Origin of the sequence: Variovorax terrae (assembly GCF_022809125.1) — a bacterium.
Classification (GTDB): domain Bacteria; phylum Pseudomonadota; class Gammaproteobacteria; order Burkholderiales; family Burkholderiaceae_C; genus Variovorax_A; species Variovorax_A terrae.
The window spans coordinates 1495210-1511324 of the sequence record NZ_JALGBI010000001.1; the positions used below are offsets into that span (position 1 = coordinate 1495210).

Sequence of the window (16115 nt, forward strand, 5' to 3'; positions counted from 1 at the left end):
GTGGCTCCGGGAGAGGGGGGGCTCAGCGCGGCCAAGGCGGCTTTGACATAGACTGGGGTGGACTCATTTCAGCCGTCAAAGGTTCCTCATGCAATACCGCTCTCTAGGCAAAAGCAATCTGCAAGTTTCCGCCCTGTGCCTGGGCACCATGATGTTCGGCGACCAGACCGGGCGGGAAGAAGCTGCCGCCATCGTCGCCGATGCGCACGAGCACGGCGTGAACTTCATCGACACCGCCGATGTGTACACCCAGGGTGCGTCCGAGGCGATGCTCGGCGAACTGCTCAAGGGCCGGCGCCATGACTGGGTGCTGGCCACCAAGCTGGGCAACAGGATGTCGGCCCGTGTCAACGAGAGCCACTATTCGCGCACCTGGATGCTGCGCGAGGTGGAGGCGAGCCTGCAGCGTTTGCAGACGGACCACGTGGACATTCTCTATCTGCACCGCGACTTCATCGGCATGAACCTCGAAGAGCCTCTGCGCGCACTGGACGAGATGCTGCGCGCGGGCAAGATCCGCTACTGGGGCGTGTCCAACTTCCGGGGCTGGCGCATTGCCGAGATCATGCGCGTGGCCAGCGCGCTGGGCATGCCCGGGCCGGTGGTGTGCCAGCCGTACTACAACCTGCTCAACCGCATGCCCGAGGTGGAGATCCTGCCGGCCTGCTCGAACTATGGCATCGGCGTCGTGCCGTACAGCCCGGTTGCGCGCGGCGTGCTCACGGGCAAGTATGCCCCGGGCCAGCCACCCGCCGGCGACTCGCGCGCCGGCCGGGGTGACAAGCGCATTGCCGAGACCGAATTCCGTGAAGAGTCGCTGCAGATCGCCCAGCAGCTCAAGGTGCATGCGCAAGCCCAGGGCATCAGCCTGGCCCAGTTCGCCACGGCCTGGGTGCTGGCCCATCGTGCGGTCAGCGCGGTGATTGCCGGGCCGCGCACGCTCGGGCAGTGGCAGGACTACCGGCCGGCGCTGGACTATGTGGTGACCGGCGAGGACGAAGCCCTGGTGGATTCGCTCGTCAGGCCCGGCCACCCCTCCACGCCGGGCTATACCGACCCGGCCTACCCGATGGATGCCCGGGTGTAGGGGGGCGGGCTCCGCAGCAGCGCAATCGACAACGCGAGCAGCGCCACGGCTTCGAGCGCAATGCCAGGCCCGATCAGCCGCGAGCCGGGCAGGCCCAGCAGGTAGGCGGTGTTCGCCGCCACGCAGACCGCGCCCGCTGCCCGCATCAGCCACAGCACGCCACGCCGGCGGTATTCCGGCCATCGTGCCGACCCGGCGGCGGCCAGGGCCCCCAGGCCGGTGGTCCAGGCGCCGATCGCGAACAGTCCATCGAACAGCGAGCGCAGGCCGGAATAGGCCGCTTCGCCGTGTTCCAGTGCCGCCAGGGGCGGCAGCACCAGCGCCACCATCGCATCGACGATGACGAACAAGGTTCCAGCGATCGCCAGTGCGAGCCAGCCGGCCATGGCCAGGCCTGCGCCTTCGCCGCGCTTCATGAAGGCCATCATCAGTGCGCCGACCGCGAGCAGCACATCGCTGGGCATGCCGATCAGCCCGGCGGCGCGCATCCAGCCGGCTACCGGGGCCGTGGCTGCACGTGCCAACTCGAGGTTGCCGGCACCGCCCGGCAGGGCCGCTGCCGGCCCGGCCAGTGCATAGCAGATGCTGGTGGCGATGAGGCCGAGGGCGCCGGCGCCCAGCAAGGCGGCAGCGGTGGGGCCGAAGCGCGGATCGCCCGCCCTACCGGGTTCTATCGACAAGGGAAGGTTCATCAGGGTTTCTCCAGAGTGGATAAAGGAAGCTGTGGACGTGCGGCCGCAGGTGCCGCGAATGGCATGAAGTTATGGTTGTTCACATCAGTGTGATGTGCAATGTTATGATTGTCAACATGGCAAGCCCAGGCCGCAGAAGAAACGCTCCCAAGTCCGCCTACCACCACGGTGATCTGCCGCGTGCCCTGGTCGATGCGGCGCAGCAGTTGATCGAAGCAGGCGGCGGCGCGCGCCTGACGCTGCGGGAGGCGGCGCAGGCGGCTGGCGTCAGCGTCGCCGCGCCCTATCGCCATTTCGCGGACCGTGAAGCCCTGCTTGCGGCCGTTCTTGCCAAGGGCTTTCGCGAGCTTGCGCACCGGACCGATGAGGATCGCCGGGCCGCATCCGACGCGATGGCGGGCCTGATGGCGGTGGGCCTGGCTTATGTGAGGTTTGCCGCCGACCACCCGGCCATCTACCGCCTGATGTTCGGGGCTGAGTGCGACAAGGCGGCGCATCCGGACCTGATGGCCGCAGGGCATGAGGCCCTGACCGTGCTGATCGAGGCCGTGGCCACCTGCAAGGCCGCCGGTCTCATCGGCGATGCCGACGTGCAGCAGGTGGCCCTGGCCGGCTGGTCGCTGTCGCACGGGCTGGCATCACTGCATGCCGATGGTCTTCTGGCGGCGGCCATGCCGGGCGATCTGCAGGCGACGGCCCATGCATTGATGCGGATGCTGATCGACGGCGTCCGTCCGCGGCCGGGTTAGGATCGGGCGATTGCCCGAGAGGCCCATGCCCAAGCACATTCACCAACAAGACGCCTCCGTTGCCCTGTACTGGGATTTCGAGAACCTGCATGCCAGCCTGTGCGAAGACCGGCAGGAGGGCTACTACGGCCGGCAGGACAACCGCTTCAAGGTTCAGGAACCGTTGGTGGACGTGCAGGCTGTGGCCGAACTGGCCGCGTCGTTCGGCCCGGTGGCGATCAACCGCGCCTATTGCAACTGGCAGTTCTTCGGCCGCTACCGCGATGCGCTGCTGCAGAACGCGGTCGAGCTGATCCAGCTGTTTCCGCCCGGGGGCGCGGCCAAGAACGGTGCCGACATCAAGCTGTGCCTCGATGCGATGGAAGACATCGGGCGTTTCGGCCACATCGGCACGGTCATCATCGTGGGCGGTGACAGCGACTTCATGCCGGTATCGCAGAAGATCAAGGCGGCGGGCCGTACGCTGGTGGGGGTGGGGACGCGCAAGTCCACCAACCGGCACTGGGCCAGGAGCTGCCATGAGTTCCGCTACTACGACAATCTGGTGGAGGGTGCAGGTGTGCAGGCGCTGCCTGCCAGCCCCGCACAACCTCTTTCGCTTGCGCCGGTGCCGCAGGCCGGGCCGGCGGCCGATCTCTTCAAGCGGGCGGTGCGCCTGCTGGCCGAAACCAAGGGCGATGCCTGGGTCGAACTGGCGGCGATCTGGCCCATGATCAAGCGGCTGGATCCCGCCTTTGACCCCAGGGAGCATGGCCACGCCGATTTCCAGTCCATGGTCCAGGCGTTCGATGACCTCATCGAGATCAGGAACAGCGAGTCTGGCCCGCTGGTGCACTGGCGCCAATAGGGCCGGGTGAGTTGGGAGGCCCGCCGCCGTTGTGAGGGCGCATCCGGCAAACCGTCGTCCAGCCCGCCTCCGCAGAGGCTGAACGACGGTGCTGCCATCAGACGATCAATTCGCGCTCGATGTCCAGCACCTTGCGCCGGGCCATTGCCAGGTTGGACTTGGTTTTGTCCAGCACCACGTAGAGGAACAGGCCTTCCTTGCGGCCCATGGGCCGGATGATGTGATAGTGCTTGCCGAGTGTGATGAGGATGTCCTCGATCACGTCGTTCAGGCCCAGGGAACGCATGGTCTTGAGCTTGGCCTTCACGACCTCGGTGTTTCCCGCGGCGGCCACCTCCATGTCCACGCCGCTGCCGGCCTGGCCCAGGATCATGCCGCTGTTCGAGTCCACCAGCGAAGCGCACATCGCGCCATCCAGAGTCAGAACTTCTTCCATTGATTGTTTGATATTCGCCATATCCCTCTCGCTTGTCACAGACGCCGGTTGAAAAACGCCATGGCCGGGGCGTCGAGGCCGGCCGGGGCGGTGCATGCTTCAAGGCAAGGGGGCGGCCGCAAGCGCCTGCCTGAGCGCCAGCACATGGGGCGCCCATTCGCTCCAGGCCACGTTCTTTTTCTGCGCCACGCACACCAGAACGAGCGGAGGTGCTTCGCTGCATGGGAAGAGGGCGACCACGCGATGGGCGAAGGCATAGGCGGCCGAGTTCAAGCCTCCGAAATCCTTGAAGTGCATGGCCAGCCGGCCGTGCACGCGCCAGAATTCCACAGCCACTTCGCCGATGCGGTCCATGTCGTGCAGGCGGCCGGCGTGGTGCCAGGTCATGCCGGTATCCGCATCGACCAGTGCGCAGGCGTCCAGGCCGGGGAACTCGGCCAGCCGTTGCAGCAGCAGCCCGACCTTGCCGGGGGGCTGTGTCATAGCTGCTCCAGCGTCTGCACAGCCTGGCGGCAGAAATACAGGGCCTGTCCCATGACGGCGTCGCGGCTGGTGACCACGCTGAGGATCAGCGTGGCCTGGGCGTGGCGGGCCTGCATCATCACGAGGAAGCCGCGTTCGGCCTCCACCACGATGCTGCCGCAGGCGCCGAGATCGCTTTCCTCGCCGGCCATGGCGCCCAGTGCCGCCATGGAGCTGGCCATGGCCGACAGCCGGGACACCTGCGCGGTGTTCTGCGCATGTGCTGCAACCTCGAAGCCATCCTCCGTGGCGACGACCACGGCCAGCGCGGCGCGCAGTTCGTTCATCAGGTCTTCAACGACACGTTGTGCACCGCTCTTGAGCGCAGGAGACAGGTCGGTCTGGTTCATTGCGGGGCTACTCCGTTCGGACTTCGAGTTGTGTGAGCAAAAGATCCAGCAACTGCACCACTTCGTCGCGGCGCCGCACGTCGGCCGGCAACACGGGGCACAGCACGCCGCGGCTGGCCAGCCGGTCGGCGAACTGCTCGATGTCGGGGCTGGGGTGCGTCTCCATGCGGCCCACCGCGACCACGCAGGCCGTTTGGGCGATCAGGTCGGCGAAGCCGGTGATGTAGACGTCCAGGTCGGCCAGGGGGTCGGGCCGGCGGTTGTCGATCAGGATGACGAGGCCCAGCGCTCCCTGCCCCAGGATCTGCCACATGAAGCCGAAGCGCAGTTGCCCTGGCGTGCCGTACAGCCGCAGCTTGTCGCCGCCGGACAGCGTGAGTTCACCGTAGTCGAGGCCCACGGTGGTCAGCGCCTTGGACACCGAGGTGTCATGGTTGCGCACGTCGGTGGTGAGCGGAGGAATCTCGCTGACGACGCCGATGGCGGTGGTCTTGCCTGCACCCACGGTGCCTGTGAACAGCAGTTTGTGTTCGGTCATGTTCGCTGGGGCCTGTTCGCACTATTTTTACCAGTGCGAACGAGGTGAAAACAGCGCCAATCAAGGCGCCTGACGACGCCCAGCCTGGACGGCTGGGCTAGGAGGGCAACGCCGAGTGGCGCTGTTTTCACCCCGTTCCCTACGGGTTGCGGCCAAAAAGGCCATGCGCCGCGTTGCGAAGCCTTGCCGGGGGCCAACCCCGGCTGCGTTTCGCGCCTTGCGCATGACCTTTTTGCTCCGCAACGCATCTGGTAAAAATAGTGTGAACAGGCCCTAGGTCCCCAGTCCGAGCTTGGCGCGGATCTGGGCCAGCAGGCCACGCGAATGCGCGGGCGCATGCCGCTCCGCCGGCCGTGCGGGCGGTGCCGTGGACAGGGGCTGGAGGATGCCGGCCGCCAGGGCTTCCTGGCAGAACCGCTCACAGGCCGGCAGCTCGATGCCGGAGCGCTCGTGCAACTGCGCGATGGTGAAGGGCTTGCCCGTCATCAGCGTGGCCAGCCGCAGCCGCGCCGGCTGGCCGGCCAGCACGCTGGCCGGCGGCCAGCGCAGCAATTGCATGGGCGCGTCAGGGGGAGGCGCGGGCGCGTGGTGCCTCGTCACCGAGGCCTTGAGCGCAAGGATGGCATCGCCAGCCGCGTTGAGCGCGGCCTCCAGCGCATTGGCGTGAAGCGGCAATGCAACGTGATGGGGCCGGCTGTGGCCGTCGGCGCTCACGTGCAGCACGTAGGGGTGGTGGGCCTGGACCGGGGCCGCTCCCACGACGGCGAGGTCGGGCTGGCCATCGTCATACACCCATGCATAGCGCAGGCGGTGGCTCAGGAGGCGCACCATGGATTTGAACAGCATGGCATCGCGCGCATTCAGCCCCATGATGGCGAAGCGCATCGTCGCTGGGTGCGGCAAGGTACTCACTGCCGCGCTCTGGTGTTCGATGTCCGATTCAGAGGCTGCGCGGCACTTGCCGCAAAGGCGGGACAGGCGGGTTCAATGACGCCTGCGACGGGTGAACGGGTACGACGGTCAACACACATTTGTTTTCCCCCTGCAAATTCATGGTAACAACGCGCATCTGGTGCAGCAAGCGGCTTTTGCGAGAAGGTCTTGCCCTTGCGTCAAGTACCTAGGAGGGGGCTGCACAGCTACGGAGTGGAGCCGCCGGCGAGACCGGTGCCGGATTCTTGCGGCCCGCGCCCCCCGCATAATCTCGCCCTTGCACATCACGTCCATCATGGGCGACACCACCAATGAAGGACTGCCATGAAAAAGACATTTCAATTGACCGTCGAAGGCAAGAACCGCGACCGCGTGCTCGACGCCGTCAAGCACGAGATCCGCAAGTACGTCAAGCGTGAACGGCGGCGGGCGCTGCCCGAAGGCGTGGACTACTGGGACTTCGATTGCCGGTTCGGGGCGACCGAAGACGCCGCCGAGACCGTCCATTTCGGCGAGATCACGAACCTGATCGATGCCGCGGCGAAGGCATCGGCCGACGCCTTCTACATCGAGATCCATGCCCGCCATGGCCACCGCAAAGCCCGGCCAGCGGAGCCTGGCGGCGCTGTGGACTCCGAAGACTAGGCGCTGCGCGCGGCTGCGGCGCGCAGCTTGTCCTTCTTGCTCGGGCGCTTGCCCTTGATGCCACCGGTGCCGGGCGCGGGCGGCGCTGCTGCTTCAGTGGGCTCGAATTCGGCGATCTGTTCACGCGGCAGGCTCAGGCCTTGGCGTTTTTCGATCAACCGGAAATGCGCCTCGGTGCCTGCACTCACGAAGCTGATGGCCAAGCCGCTTTCACCGGCGCGGCCGGTGCGGCCGATGCGGTGCACGTAGTCCACGGCGGAGCGCGGCAGGTCGTAGTTCACCACCACGGGCAGTTGCGCGATGTCGATGCCGCGCGAGGCCAGGTCGGTGGTGACCACCACGTCCCAGCGTTTGGCCTTGAATTCGTCCAGCACCTGCCGGCGCGCGCCCTGGCTCAGGTCGCCATGGAAGGCGGTGGCGAACACGCTGGCCTTGTACAGCTTGTCGGCCACGAGTTCTGCCGCGTACTTGGTGGCCACGAACACCAACACCCGCTCCCAATGATGCTGCTGGACGAGGTGGCGCAGCAACTGGGTGCGCCGTCCGGCATCCACCTGGATCACGCGCTGCAGGATGGCGGGCTCGTTGGCCGGCGTGGCGGCCACTTCCACGTGCACCGGATCGCGCAGCAGGCTCGCGGCCAGGGCCTGCACGGCCGGCGCGAAGGTGGCCGAGAAGAACAGGTTCTGTCGCTGCGCCGGCAGCAGGGCCAGCACACGGGCCAGCTCGTCGGCAAATCCGAGGTCGAGCAGGCGGTCGGCTTCGTCCAGCACCAGCAGGCCGACGGACTGGAGCCGCAGGGCATTCTGGCCCACGAGGTCGAGCAGGCGGCCGGGCGTGGCCACCACCACGTCGGCACCGCCGCGCAGGCCCATCATCTGCGGGTTGATGGAGACGCCGCCAAACACCACGGCCACCCGGGGCGGCTGCGCCAGGTGCTGTGCCAGGGAGCGCAGCACCTCGCTGACCTGGGCCGCCAGCTCGCGCGTGGGCACGAGCACCAGCGCGCGCACGCGCCGGGGCGTGTGCTGCGGGCCATCCAGCAGATGCTGCAGCAGGGGCAGGGCAAAGGCCGCGGTCTTGCCAGAGCCGGTCTGGGCCGAGGCCAGCAGGTCGGCTCCGCGCAGGATGACGGGAATGGCTTCGGCCTGGATCGGGGTGGGTGCAGCAAAACCGGAAGCGCTGGCAGCGCGGGCGAGCGCAGGAGAAAGGCCGGGAAAGGAAAAGGGCATGGTGTGGGAGCTTTCGGCCAGTTTAACGGACGCTTGTCGCCGGCGTGCCTGTGCCGCCAGCGCCTGCCCTCTAGACTTGAGGCACCTTTTCGACAGGAGATGTCTCGATGATCACCCTCTGCGGCTCGCCGATTTCCAATTACTACAACAAGGTCAAGCTCGCGCTGCTGGAGAAGGGGATGCCGTTCGCCGAAGAGTCTGTGGACACGCACAGCACGGACGAGGCGGTGCTGGGCTGCTCGCCGCTGGCCAAGATTCCCTTCATCCGCACCCCGCAGGGCGGGCTGTGCGAAAGCCAGGTCATTCTCGACTACCTCGAAGCCATCTGCCCGAACCCGCCGCTGGTGCCGGCGGACCCGTACGCGGCCGCCAAGGTGCGCGAGCTGATCGCCTTCATCGACCTGCACCTGGAGCTGGTGGCCCGGGAGCTCTACCCCCAGGCCTTCTTTGGCGGCACGGTGAGCGAGGGCAACCAGGCCCGCATCCGCAAGCTGCTGACCAGGAACATCGCCGCCTTCAAGCGGCTGGTGATGTTCTCGCCCTACGTGGCGGGTGATCGGTTCACCCAGGCCGACTGCGCCGCCTTCGCCAGCCTGCCGTTGGTGGGAATGGCCAGCAAGGCCGTGTATGGCGAAGACCTGCTGCTGGCCGCCGGGCTGGACTACAAGCCCTACCTCAAGCTGATCGGCGAACGGCCGGCGGCGCAGAGGGTGGTGGCGGACCGCAAGGCGGTGCAGGCCAAGGGGTAGCCCGGCGACCCCGGGCGGCAGCGTCAGCGCGCCAGCAGCACGGGCACCGGGGACTCCGCCGCCACCTTGGAGGCCACGCTGCCGAGCATCAGCCGGGCCACGCCGGTGCGGCCGTGGGTGCCGACCACGATCAGGTCCGCGCCTTCGTCCTGGGCCGTCTGCACGATGCCGGCCGCCGCGGTGACGTCTTCGACGGTGCGCGTTTGCAGCGCCACCGGGGCGCCGCCCTGCTCGCACAGCGCCGCCACCTGGGCGTGCGCCTGGGCCGCGGCATTCTGCGCGGCCGACATGTAGGCCTGAAAGCCCAGCGGGTTGGCTTCGCCGATGCCCAGATAGGGGTAGGGGTCGACCACATAGAGCGCGGTCAGCCTGGCGCCGTGCTGGCGCGCAAGGCTCACCGCGAGCGCGGATGCATTGCCGGAAGCGGCGGAACCGTCGGTTGCCAACAGGATGTGCTTGAACATGGAGGCCTCGCTGGAGTGGTTGATCAACTTCCATCCTAAGGCAGCCGGGGCGGGGCTGCTTGCGCTGCGTCAAATCCCGCGCGAAAGCAGCGTGGCCGCGCGGCCACGGCTAAAGTGGAGGCCATGATGCACCGGGTGTCCGCATTCCGCTGGTGGCTGGCCGCTGTGCTGGCCGCCACGCTGTGCGTGGCCTGCGACCACCCGCCCGACGACTCGCCGGTGCAGGACGCGGAGCAGCGGCTGCTGGGCACCTGGCTGCGCGAGTACGAGGAAGACGGCACCCAGGTGCGCCGTGTGCTGGTGCTGGCGCCCGACGGCCACTTCGAGGAGTCGGCGCGCATCGTCGAGTCCGATGGAACCGTGGTCGAGCACCACCATGCCGGTGAATGGCATTTCGACGGCACCAACCTCAAGCGCCGCTACACCCGCGTGGACGGCAAGCCGCCGTCGGCGCCGGCCATGCCCTACGCCACCTTCGAGATCCGCTTCGAGTCGCGCAACGAGTTCACCGGCATCGACCATGTGCGCGGGCGCGAGGTGCGCTACCAGCGGGTGGCGGAGGGGACGTTGCCGTAGTGCGAAACGGCCGTTGCGGCGGTTTTTTGACCATTTTTATAGGAATATTGGCCGGATGTCCTCGTCCTGTGGTCATAGTTTGCTATCAAAAATATAGCGAGCCTCATCGCGCCAGAGAGAGGCATGCTGCGGCCTGCTCAAGGCGCCGGCCCGAGGCTCAGGGCGACCGGTGCAGCCGTGGTGCAGACAGTGCGTCGATGTTGTCGGAGATCGCTTCGTTGACGGCGGGCCAGCGCTCCGCGAGCCCCGCCGCGGCCAGCGCCGTGCCGAGCTGGCGCAGGTCCTTCACGCTCGGAGCCACCTTGATCTGGGCGATGGCCGCGTCGGCGTTGTTGCTCCTGAGAAGCGCCAGCACCTTGGAAGCCCATTCATTTGCGCGCGACATCTGCACCATCCTGCCATTCATTGCAAGGCTTCACTGTACCGCTTTGCCCGGCGCCTGCCGCCGGGGCGCGGCGCTCAGGCAGCGATCGTGTCGCGCAGGCTGGCCGTGATGGCATAGGAACGCAGGCGCGCTGCATGGTCGAACATGTTGGAGGTGATCATCAGCTCATCGGCACCGGTGCGCTGGATGAAGGCCCGCAGGGCGGCGCGCACGGTGTCGGCCGAGCCGACGGCGGAGCAGGACAGCACGCTGTCGAGCAGCGCCCGCTCGGCCGGGCCGCTGCGCTCGTAGTAGCCGGCCTGCGGCGGCGGCAGGCGACCCGGGCGGCCGCTGCGCAGGTTCACGAAGGACTGCTGCCAGGAACTGGCGCGGAACCGCGCCTCTTCATCGGTGTCGGCCGCGAACACGTTGAAGCCCAGCATCACGTAGGGCTTGGCCAGCCGGGCCGAAGGCTGGAAACGGGCGCGGTAGACCTCGAGCGCCTGCATCAGCTGGGCCGGCGCGAAATGCGAGGCAAACGCATAGGGCAGCCCGAGTGCCGCCGCCAGCTGGGCGCCGAACAGGCTGGAGCCCAGGATCCAGATCGGGATGTCCAGGCCGGTGCCGGGCACGGCGCGCACGGCCTGCCTGGGCGTGGCCGAGAAGTAGTCCATCAGCTCCATCACATCCTGCGGGAACGCGTCGGCATCCGAGTCCAGGTTGCGCCGCAGGGCGTGCGCGGTGCGCTGGTCGGAACCCGGGGCACGGCCCAGGCCCAGGTCGATGCGGCCGGGGTAGAGCGATTCGAGGGTGCCGAATTGTTCGGCGATCACCAGCGGCGAATGGTTGGGCAGCATGATGCCGCCGGCCCCCACGCGGAGGGTGCGGGTGCCGCCCGCCACATGGCCGATGAGCACGGCCGTGGCCGCGCTGGCGATGCCGGGCATGCCGTGGTGTTCGGCCAGCCAGTAGCGCTGGTAGCCCCAGGCTTCGGCATGCTGCGCCAGATCCAGCGTATGGCGGAACGACTGCGCCGCGTCGCTGCCTTCGGCAATGGGAGAGAGGTCGAGGACGGAGAAGGGGATCATGGGCGCCCAGTGTGCGGCAAGCCTGAATACCGTGGGGTTCCTGGGGGTACCGTGGCCTGTGTTATCGGTTCCAATAGCGGGGATGAAGCCCTCTTCCTCCCTGAACCTGTCCACCGAGCGGCGCCAGTTTCTGCAGCTGGCCGCGGCCGGCGCCGCGACGCTCTGCCTGCCGCGCAGCGCCTGGAGCCAGCCGCGCTTCGGCGGCAACCCGTTCACCCTGGGCGTGGCCAGCGGTTCGCCCACCCACGACTCCGTGGTGCTGTGGACCCGGCTGATGGCGGGCGACCGGCCGGAGGCGGCGCTGGCGGACGGCCGGCCCGTGACCGTGCGCTGGGAAGTCGCGCACGACGAGCGGTTCTCGCGCATCGTGCACAGCGGCCAGGCCCAGGCGCTGCCGGAGCTGGCGCATTCGGTGCACGTGGAGGTGCCGGCCCTGGAGCCGGACCGCTGGTACTTCTACCGCTTCATGGTGGGCGAGGCGGCCAGCCCGGTGGGGCGCACCCGCACCTTTCCCGCGCCCGACGCGCCAGCACAGAAGCTGCGGCTGGCCTACGCCTCGTGCCAGCGCTGGGAGCACGGCTACTTCAGCGCCTACCGGCACATGATCCAGGAAGACCTGGATGCCGTGCTGTTCCTGGGCGACTACATCTACGAATACGCCGGAACCTCGAATCCCGTGCGCCTGCCCACCGGCGGCTGGGTGATCACGCTGGACGACTATCGCCAGCGCTATGCGCTGCACAAGGGCGAGGCGGCGCTGCAGGCCATGCATGCGGCCTGCCCCTGGCTGGTGACCTGGGACGACCACGAGGTCCAGAACGACTACGTCGGAATGGAGCCGGGCAACAGCGGCCCCCGCGTGGCGGATTTCGCGGCCCGGCGCGCGGCCGCCTACCAGGCCTACTACGAGCACATGCCGCTGCGCGCCGCGGTGCTGACGCAGGCAATGGCGGGGCTGGCGGGCGGCGCCGAGATGCGGATCTACGGCAGCACGCGGTTCGGCCGTCTGGCCACGCTGTACCGGCTGGACGCACGCCAGTACCGCGACCGCCAGGCCTGCACGCCGGGCGGCCGGCCGGGCTCGGCCACGCTCAACCCCGAGACCTGCGCGCTCTGGAATGACCCCCGGCGCACCTTCCTGGGCGCGGCCCAGGAGCAGTGGCTGGACGCCGCGCTGGCCCAGGCCGGGCCGGGCTGGAACGTGCTGGGCCAGCAGACGCTGCTCGGCCGGCGCGACTTCCGCACCGGCCCCGGCCAGTCGCTCTGGAACGATGGCTGGGACGGCTACCCGGCCGCGCGCACGCGGCTGACCGACTCGCTGCGCCGGCATGCCGTGGCCAACACGGTGGTGCTGAGCGGCGACGTGCACGAGAACTGGGTCGGCCATGTGAAGGCCGACTTTGCCGAGGCGGCCAGCCCCAGCATCGGCGTGGAGTTCTGCGGCACCAGCATCACCTCGCGCGCGGGCGGCGCGGGCAAGGTGCCCCAGGTGCTGGCCGAGAATCCGCATTTCGTGTTCGCCGATGCGGAGCATCGGGGCTACGGTGTGGTCGAATTCACGCCGCAGCGGGTGAGCACCACGCTGCGCGCGGTGGACGACGTGCGGCTGCCCGACAGCGGCATCCACACCCTGGCGCGGTTCGAGGTGCAGGCCGGCCGGCCGGTGGTCGAGCGGGCCTGAGGCGGCCGGCGGTCAGAGCCGGGGCTGCAGCGGCGGCGGCGTGTCCTGGTCGCCGGCCTGGCGCTGGCGAAACAGCGCGGCGCGCGCCAGCAGCAAGGTGGTCACGGGCACCGTGATCGACAAGAAGATGATGATCAGCCAGGTGTGCAGCGCCAACCCCTTGCCGCTGGCCGAGAAGTAGAGGATGGACGCCAGCGTGACGCACCAGCTGCTGAAGGTGCAGGCCAGCGCGGGCGGGTGCATGCGCTGGAAAAAGGTCTTCAGCCGCACCAGGCCGAGCGCGGCGACCAGGGAGAACAGCCCGCCGGCGACCAGCAGCGCGGCCGCGCCCCATTCCACCCACAGCGGCACGCCGGCGCTCATTCGATCACCTCGCCGCGCAGCAGGAACTTGGCCAGCGCCGCCGAGCTCACGAAGCCGAACAGCGCGATCAGCAGGGCGGCCTCGAAATACATGCTGCTCGCATGGCGGATGCCCAGCACCAGCATCACCAGCATGCCGTTGATGTAGAGCAGGTCCAGCGCCAGCACGCGGTCCTGGGCCGAGGGGCCGCGCAGCAGGCGCCACAGGATCAGGGCCATGGCCAGCGCATGGCAGGCCAGCGCCGCGACAATCGCATGGGACAGCACGGGAGTCATCCGAAAATCTCCATCAGGGGGCGCTCATAGCGCGCCTTGTAGTGCGCAATGAACGCGGCTTCGTCATCGACATCCCAGACATGCAGCAGCACGGCGCTGCGGTCGGGCGCGAGTTCCAGCCACACGGTGCCCGGCACCACGGTGGTGATGACGGCGAGCGCCGCCAGGCCGTGCGCATCGTGCAGCGCCAGGGGAATGGCGACGTAGGCGCTGCGCGGCATGCGCCGCCACGAGCGCAGCATGCCCCAGCCGACTTCGAGGTTGGACCGCACCACGTCGCCGCCCACCATGAGGATCAGCCGCAGCAGCGTGCCGGGCCGGCGCAGGCGGGCCGGCGACGGCCGCAGCGGCGCAGCCAGGAGCGGCATCACCACGGCGACGGCCGCTGCCAGCACCAGATGCCCGGCGCTGACGGATTGGTTGAGCAGCAGCCACAGCGCGAACAGCGAGGCCGACAGCAGCGGGGAGGGCAGCAGCCGCTTCATCGCGCACCGCCTTGCGGATTGGGGACGGGGCGGGCCGCCATCACGGCATCGATGTAGAGCGAAGGCTGGTGCAGCTCGGCGGCCGTGGCGCGCGTGTAGCGCAGCACCGGCTCGGCATACAGCGCCAGCAGCGCGCAGCCCAGCAGCAGCGCGGCGACCGGCAGGCATTCGATGACACGCAGGCGCGGCGGCGGGCGGTTCTGCGGGGCCCAGAAATGGCGGATGCCGACCCGCGACAGCGCGATGGTCGAGAGCAGGCCCGAGGCGATCATCAGCGTCAGCAGGGTCCAGCCCGCCGTCGGCACGGGCGCGGCCTCGGCCCCCAGGCCGCCGGGATTGAGCAGCGCCGTCAGCATGCTGAACTTGGCGACGAAGCCCGACAGCGGCGGCAGGCCGGCCAGCAGCAGCGTGCACAGGATGAAGCTCAGGCCGAGGAACGCCATGGCGGCGGGAATAGCCCGGCCGATCAGCGCTTCCTCGTCGTCGTCGAGATTGGTGCCCGGAGGCGGCTCTGGCAGATCGACGGGGAACGGGATGGCTTCGCCGTCGTCGTCATCCGCCTCCAGGGCGTGCGCGTCGGCCTGGCGCGATCGTTCGATCAGCTCGACCAGCAGGAACAGCGCGCCGCCCGCGAGCGTCGAGCTCACGAGGTAGAACAGGGCGCCGCCGGTCAGCGCCACCTGGCCGAAACCGATGGCGGCCAGCAGCGTGCCCGAGGACACGATGATGGCGTAGCTGGCCAGCCGGCCCAGGTGCTGCGAGGCCATCACGCCGAGGGCGCCGAAGGCCAGCGTCGCCAGGCCACCCCAGACCAGGGCGTCGGTGCCGAAGGGGGCGGCGGCGTCCGCGCCGGCCGGGAAGAACAGGGTCCACAGGCGCAGCAAGGCATAGATGCCGACCTTGGTCATGATGGCGAACAGCGCGGCCACCGGCGCGCTGGCGGCCGAGTAGGCCGGCGTCAGCCAGAAGTTCAGGGGCCAGATCGCGGCTTTGGCCAGGAAGGCGACGGCCAGGATGGCCGCGCCGGCATGCAGCAGCCCCAGATCGCCCGCGGGCACCAGCGGCAGCTTGCGCGCCATGTCGGCCATGTTGAGCGTGCCGGTCACGCCGTAGAGCATGGCCACGCCCACCAGGAACAACGACGAGGCGAACAGGTTCACCGCGATGTAGTGCAGCCCCGAGCGCACCCGGGCCCAGCCCGAGCCGTGCAGCAGCAGGCCGTAGGAGGCCGACAGCATGACCTCGAAGAAGACGAACAGGTTGAACAGGTCGGCCGTCAGGAACGCACCGTTCAGGCCCATCAGCTGGATCTGGAACAGCGTGTGGAAATGGACGCCCGCACGGTGCCAGCGCGCCAGCGAGAACAGCAGCGCGGCCAGGCTGATGCAGGCCGCCAGCACCAGCATCAATGCCGACAGCCGGTCCACCGCGAGCACGATGCCGAACGGCACGTGCCAGTTCGAGGGCAGGTAGATGCCCATGGTGTCCGGCGCGCCCTGGCGCTGCACCTGGCACAGCAGCGCGACGGCGATACCCAGGCCGAGCACGCAGGAGACGACGTTGAGCAGGGCCTTCCAGCGCTGGCGCTGCGCGCCCAGCAGCAGCATGAGCGCCGCCGTCAGCAGCGGCAGCAGGATCGGGGCGATGATCAGGTGCGGCAGGTTCCAGCTCATCGCGGATCCTCCTCGCCGTCCACGTGGTCGGTGCCGCTCAGGCCGCGCGAGGCCAGCAGCACCACCAGGAACAGGGCGGTCATGGCGAAGCCGATCACGATGGCGGTCAGCACCAGGGCCTGGGGCATCGGGTCGGTGTAGTGCAGCAGGTCCGGCGGCAGGCCGGGCACCACGATAGGCTCCTGGTCGACCGACAGGCTGCCCATGGCGAAGATGAACAGATTGACCGCATAGGACAGGAGCGACAGGCCCATGATGACCTGGAAGGTGCGCGGGCGCAGCAGCAGCCACACGCCCGAGGCGCCGAGCACGCCGATGGCCAGGGAGAGGATGATTTCCATGTCAGCGCCGCCCGGCCGCCCGAAG

General features: G+C 68.6%; 22 protein-coding genes. 7 read left to right on the plus strand and 15 right to left on the minus strand.

Features of this window, described 5'->3' with window-relative positions; translation table 11 throughout:
* Positions 1-88: 88 nt before the first annotated feature.
* On the plus strand, positions 89-1087 hold the full coding sequence (locus tag MMF98_RS07055; protein ID WP_243305530.1) for an aldo/keto reductase: 999 nt from the start codon (positions 89-91) through the stop codon (positions 1085-1087).
* Here the strand turns inward: MMF98_RS07055 and MMF98_RS07060 are convergent.
* Positions 1063-1779, minus strand: a complete 717-nt coding sequence (locus MMF98_RS07060) for a hypothetical protein (RefSeq protein ID WP_243305531.1) — start codon at positions 1777-1779, stop codon at positions 1063-1065. The genes MMF98_RS07055 and MMF98_RS07060 overlap by 25 nt on opposite strands.
* 104 nt (positions 1780-1883) lie before the next feature.
* Between MMF98_RS07060 and MMF98_RS07065 the strand changes: the two genes are divergently transcribed.
* Positions 1884-2528 carry a TetR/AcrR family transcriptional regulator gene (locus tag MMF98_RS07065; protein ID WP_243305532.1) on the plus strand — a complete coding sequence of 215 codons (645 nt, stop codon included), beginning with the start codon at positions 1884-1886 and terminating at the stop codon, positions 2526-2528.
* 25 nt (positions 2529-2553) lie between these two features.
* A complete protein-coding gene (locus MMF98_RS07070) occupies positions 2554-3375 on the plus strand; it encodes an NYN domain-containing protein (protein WP_243305533.1) in 822 nt (273 codons plus the stop codon).
* A gap of 97 nt (positions 3376-3472) precedes the next feature.
* On the opposite strand, the gene MMF98_RS07075 is transcribed toward MMF98_RS07070, so the two are convergent.
* The 5 genes from MMF98_RS07075 to MMF98_RS07095 form a co-directional block, all read right to left on the minus strand.
* On the minus strand, positions 3473-3832 hold the full coding sequence (locus MMF98_RS07075) for a hypothetical protein (protein WP_243305534.1): 360 nt from the start codon (positions 3830-3832) through the stop codon (positions 3473-3475).
* Between the two features lie 78 nt (positions 3833-3910).
* Positions 3911-4294: a hypothetical protein gene (locus MMF98_RS07080; RefSeq protein WP_243305535.1), complete on the minus strand. Its 384-nt coding sequence runs from the start codon at positions 4292-4294 to the stop codon at positions 3911-3913.
* A complete protein-coding gene (locus MMF98_RS07085) occupies positions 4291-4683 on the minus strand; it encodes a roadblock/LC7 domain-containing protein (protein WP_243305536.1) in 393 nt (130 codons plus the stop codon). Before MMF98_RS07085 ends, MMF98_RS07080 begins: the two co-directional genes overlap by 4 nt.
* 7 nt (positions 4684-4690) lie before the next feature.
* Positions 4691-5221: a GTP-binding protein gene (locus MMF98_RS07090; RefSeq protein ID WP_243305537.1), complete on the minus strand. Its 531-nt coding sequence runs from the start codon at positions 5219-5221 to the stop codon at positions 4691-4693.
* Between the two features lie 273 nt (positions 5222-5494).
* Positions 5495-6106: a hypothetical protein gene (locus tag MMF98_RS07095; RefSeq protein WP_243305538.1), complete on the minus strand. Its 612-nt coding sequence runs from the start codon at positions 6104-6106 to the stop codon at positions 5495-5497.
* A gap of 372 nt (positions 6107-6478) precedes the next feature.
* Between MMF98_RS07095 and MMF98_RS07100 the strand changes: the two genes are divergently transcribed.
* Positions 6479-6799 carry a DUF6172 family protein gene (locus tag MMF98_RS07100; protein ID WP_243305539.1) on the plus strand — a complete coding sequence of 107 codons (321 nt, stop codon included), beginning with the start codon at positions 6479-6481 and terminating at the stop codon, positions 6797-6799.
* On the opposite strand, the gene MMF98_RS07105 is transcribed toward MMF98_RS07100, so the two are convergent.
* Positions 6796-8031, minus strand: coding sequence for a DEAD/DEAH box helicase (locus tag MMF98_RS07105; protein WP_243305540.1), 1236 nt, complete (start codon positions 8029-8031; stop codon positions 6796-6798). The two genes, MMF98_RS07100 and MMF98_RS07105, sit on opposite strands and share 4 nt — an antisense overlap.
* A 107-nt stretch (positions 8032-8138) precedes the next feature.
* Between MMF98_RS07105 and MMF98_RS07110 the strand changes: the two genes are divergently transcribed.
* Positions 8139-8780, plus strand: a complete 642-nt coding sequence (locus tag MMF98_RS07110) for a glutathione S-transferase family protein (protein ID WP_243305541.1) — start codon at positions 8139-8141, stop codon at positions 8778-8780.
* Positions 8781-8803: 23 nt separating this feature from the next.
* Here MMF98_RS07110 and MMF98_RS07115 read toward each other — a convergent pair whose 3' ends face one another.
* Positions 8804-9271 (minus strand): universal stress protein, encoded by a 468-nt coding sequence (locus MMF98_RS07115; RefSeq protein WP_243305542.1) that lies wholly within the window; start codon positions 9269-9271, stop codon positions 8804-8806.
* Positions 9272-9370: 99 nt separating this feature from the next.
* On the opposite strand from MMF98_RS07115, the gene MMF98_RS07120 reads away from it, so the two are divergent.
* On the plus strand, positions 9371-9820 hold the full coding sequence (locus MMF98_RS07120; RefSeq protein WP_243305543.1) for a hypothetical protein: 450 nt from the start codon (positions 9371-9373) through the stop codon (positions 9818-9820).
* Positions 9821-9977: 157 nt separating this feature from the next.
* On the opposite strand, the gene MMF98_RS07125 is transcribed toward MMF98_RS07120, so the two are convergent.
* On the minus strand, positions 9978-10205 hold the full coding sequence (locus tag MMF98_RS07125) for a hypothetical protein (protein ID WP_243305544.1): 228 nt from the start codon (positions 10203-10205) through the stop codon (positions 9978-9980).
* A 74-nt stretch (positions 10206-10279) separates the two neighbouring features.
* Positions 10280-11272: an LLM class flavin-dependent oxidoreductase gene (locus MMF98_RS07130; protein ID WP_243305545.1), complete on the minus strand. Its 993-nt coding sequence runs from the start codon at positions 11270-11272 to the stop codon at positions 10280-10282.
* A gap of 82 nt (positions 11273-11354) precedes the next feature.
* Between MMF98_RS07130 and MMF98_RS07135 the strand changes: the two genes are divergently transcribed.
* Positions 11355-12953 (plus strand): alkaline phosphatase D family protein, encoded by a 1599-nt coding sequence (locus MMF98_RS07135; RefSeq protein ID WP_243305546.1) that lies wholly within the window; start codon positions 11355-11357, stop codon positions 12951-12953.
* Positions 12954-12965: 12 nt separating this feature from the next.
* On the opposite strand, the gene MMF98_RS07140 is transcribed toward MMF98_RS07135, so the two are convergent.
* Genes MMF98_RS07140 through MMF98_RS07160 form a run of 5 tightly spaced genes read right to left on the minus strand, consistent with a single transcriptional unit; the run spans position 12966 to position 16090 of the window.
* Positions 12966-13316 carry a Na+/H+ antiporter subunit G gene (locus MMF98_RS07140; RefSeq protein WP_243305547.1) on the minus strand — a complete coding sequence of 117 codons (351 nt, stop codon included), beginning with the start codon at positions 13314-13316 and terminating at the stop codon, positions 12966-12968.
* Positions 13313-13591 (minus strand): K+/H+ antiporter subunit F, encoded by a 279-nt coding sequence (locus tag MMF98_RS07145; protein ID WP_243305548.1) that lies wholly within the window; start codon positions 13589-13591, stop codon positions 13313-13315. The genes MMF98_RS07140 and MMF98_RS07145 overlap by 4 nt, the downstream gene beginning before the upstream one ends.
* The gene (locus MMF98_RS07150) at positions 13588-14076 is read right to left on the minus strand and encodes a Na+/H+ antiporter subunit E (protein WP_243305549.1); all 489 of its coding nucleotides are present in this window, start codon (positions 14074-14076) and stop codon (positions 13588-13590) included. Before MMF98_RS07150 ends, MMF98_RS07145 begins: the two co-directional genes overlap by 4 nt.
* Positions 14073-15749, minus strand: coding sequence for a monovalent cation/H+ antiporter subunit D (locus MMF98_RS07155; protein WP_243305550.1), 1677 nt, complete (start codon positions 15747-15749; stop codon positions 14073-14075). The genes MMF98_RS07150 and MMF98_RS07155 overlap by 4 nt, the downstream gene beginning before the upstream one ends.
* Complete coding sequence (locus MMF98_RS07160) at positions 15746-16090, minus strand: Na+/H+ antiporter subunit C (RefSeq protein WP_243305551.1); 345 nt, start codon at positions 16088-16090, stop codon at positions 15746-15748. Before MMF98_RS07160 ends, MMF98_RS07155 begins: the two co-directional genes overlap by 4 nt.
* Between the last annotated feature and the right edge of the window lie 25 nt (positions 16091-16115).

What these genes read in the sequence shown, in the direction of transcription:
- MMF98_RS07160 (WP_243305551.1), bottom strand. Translation starts at nt 16,090, where the DNA reads ATGGAAATCATCCTCTCCCTGGCCATCGGCGTGCTCGGCGCCTCGGGC.
- MMF98_RS07055 (WP_243305530.1), top strand. Translation starts at nt 89, where the DNA reads ATGCAATACCGCTCTCTAGGCAAAAGCAATCTGCAAGTTTCCGCCCTG.
- MMF98_RS07130 (WP_243305545.1), bottom strand. Translation starts at nt 11,272, where the DNA reads ATGATCCCCTTCTCCGTCCTCGACCTCTCTCCCATTGCCGAAGGCAGC.
- MMF98_RS07120 (WP_243305543.1), top strand. Translation starts at nt 9,371, where the DNA reads ATGCACCGGGTGTCCGCATTCCGCTGGTGGCTGGCCGCTGTGCTGGCC.
- MMF98_RS07095 (WP_243305538.1), bottom strand. Translation starts at nt 6,106, where the DNA reads ATGCGCTTCGCCATCATGGGGCTGAATGCGCGCGATGCCATGCTGTTC.
- MMF98_RS07105 (WP_243305540.1), bottom strand. Translation starts at nt 8,031, where the DNA reads ATGCCCTTTTCCTTTCCCGGCCTTTCTCCTGCGCTCGCCCGCGCTGCC.
- MMF98_RS07075 (WP_243305534.1), bottom strand. Translation starts at nt 3,832, where the DNA reads ATGGCGAATATCAAACAATCAATGGAAGAAGTTCTGACTCTGGATGGC.
- MMF98_RS07140 (WP_243305547.1), bottom strand. Translation starts at nt 13,316, where the DNA reads ATGAGCGCCGGCGTGCCGCTGTGGGTGGAATGGGGCGCGGCCGCGCTG.
- MMF98_RS07085 (WP_243305536.1), bottom strand. Translation starts at nt 4,683, where the DNA reads ATGAACCAGACCGACCTGTCTCCTGCGCTCAAGAGCGGTGCACAACGT.
- MMF98_RS07125 (WP_243305544.1), bottom strand. Translation starts at nt 10,205, where the DNA reads ATGTCGCGCGCAAATGAATGGGCTTCCAAGGTGCTGGCGCTTCTCAGG.
- MMF98_RS07150 (WP_243305549.1), bottom strand. Translation starts at nt 14,076, where the DNA reads ATGAAGCGGCTGCTGCCCTCCCCGCTGCTGTCGGCCTCGCTGTTCGCG.
- MMF98_RS07100 (WP_243305539.1), top strand. Translation starts at nt 6,479, where the DNA reads ATGAAAAAGACATTTCAATTGACCGTCGAAGGCAAGAACCGCGACCGC.
- MMF98_RS07155 (WP_243305550.1), bottom strand. Translation starts at nt 15,749, where the DNA reads ATGAGCTGGAACCTGCCGCACCTGATCATCGCCCCGATCCTGCTGCCG.
- MMF98_RS07145 (WP_243305548.1), bottom strand. Translation starts at nt 13,591, where the DNA reads ATGACTCCCGTGCTGTCCCATGCGATTGTCGCGGCGCTGGCCTGCCAT.
- MMF98_RS07110 (WP_243305541.1), top strand. Translation starts at nt 8,139, where the DNA reads ATGATCACCCTCTGCGGCTCGCCGATTTCCAATTACTACAACAAGGTC.
- MMF98_RS07065 (WP_243305532.1), top strand. Translation starts at nt 1,884, where the DNA reads ATGATTGTCAACATGGCAAGCCCAGGCCGCAGAAGAAACGCTCCCAAG.
- MMF98_RS07080 (WP_243305535.1), bottom strand. Translation starts at nt 4,294, where the DNA reads ATGACACAGCCCCCCGGCAAGGTCGGGCTGCTGCTGCAACGGCTGGCC.
- MMF98_RS07070 (WP_243305533.1), top strand. Translation starts at nt 2,554, where the DNA reads ATGCCCAAGCACATTCACCAACAAGACGCCTCCGTTGCCCTGTACTGG.
- MMF98_RS07060 (WP_243305531.1), bottom strand. Translation starts at nt 1,779, where the DNA reads ATGAACCTTCCCTTGTCGATAGAACCCGGTAGGGCGGGCGATCCGCGC.
- MMF98_RS07135 (WP_243305546.1), top strand. Translation starts at nt 11,355, where the DNA reads ATGAAGCCCTCTTCCTCCCTGAACCTGTCCACCGAGCGGCGCCAGTTT.
- MMF98_RS07090 (WP_243305537.1), bottom strand. Translation starts at nt 5,221, where the DNA reads ATGACCGAACACAAACTGCTGTTCACAGGCACCGTGGGTGCAGGCAAG.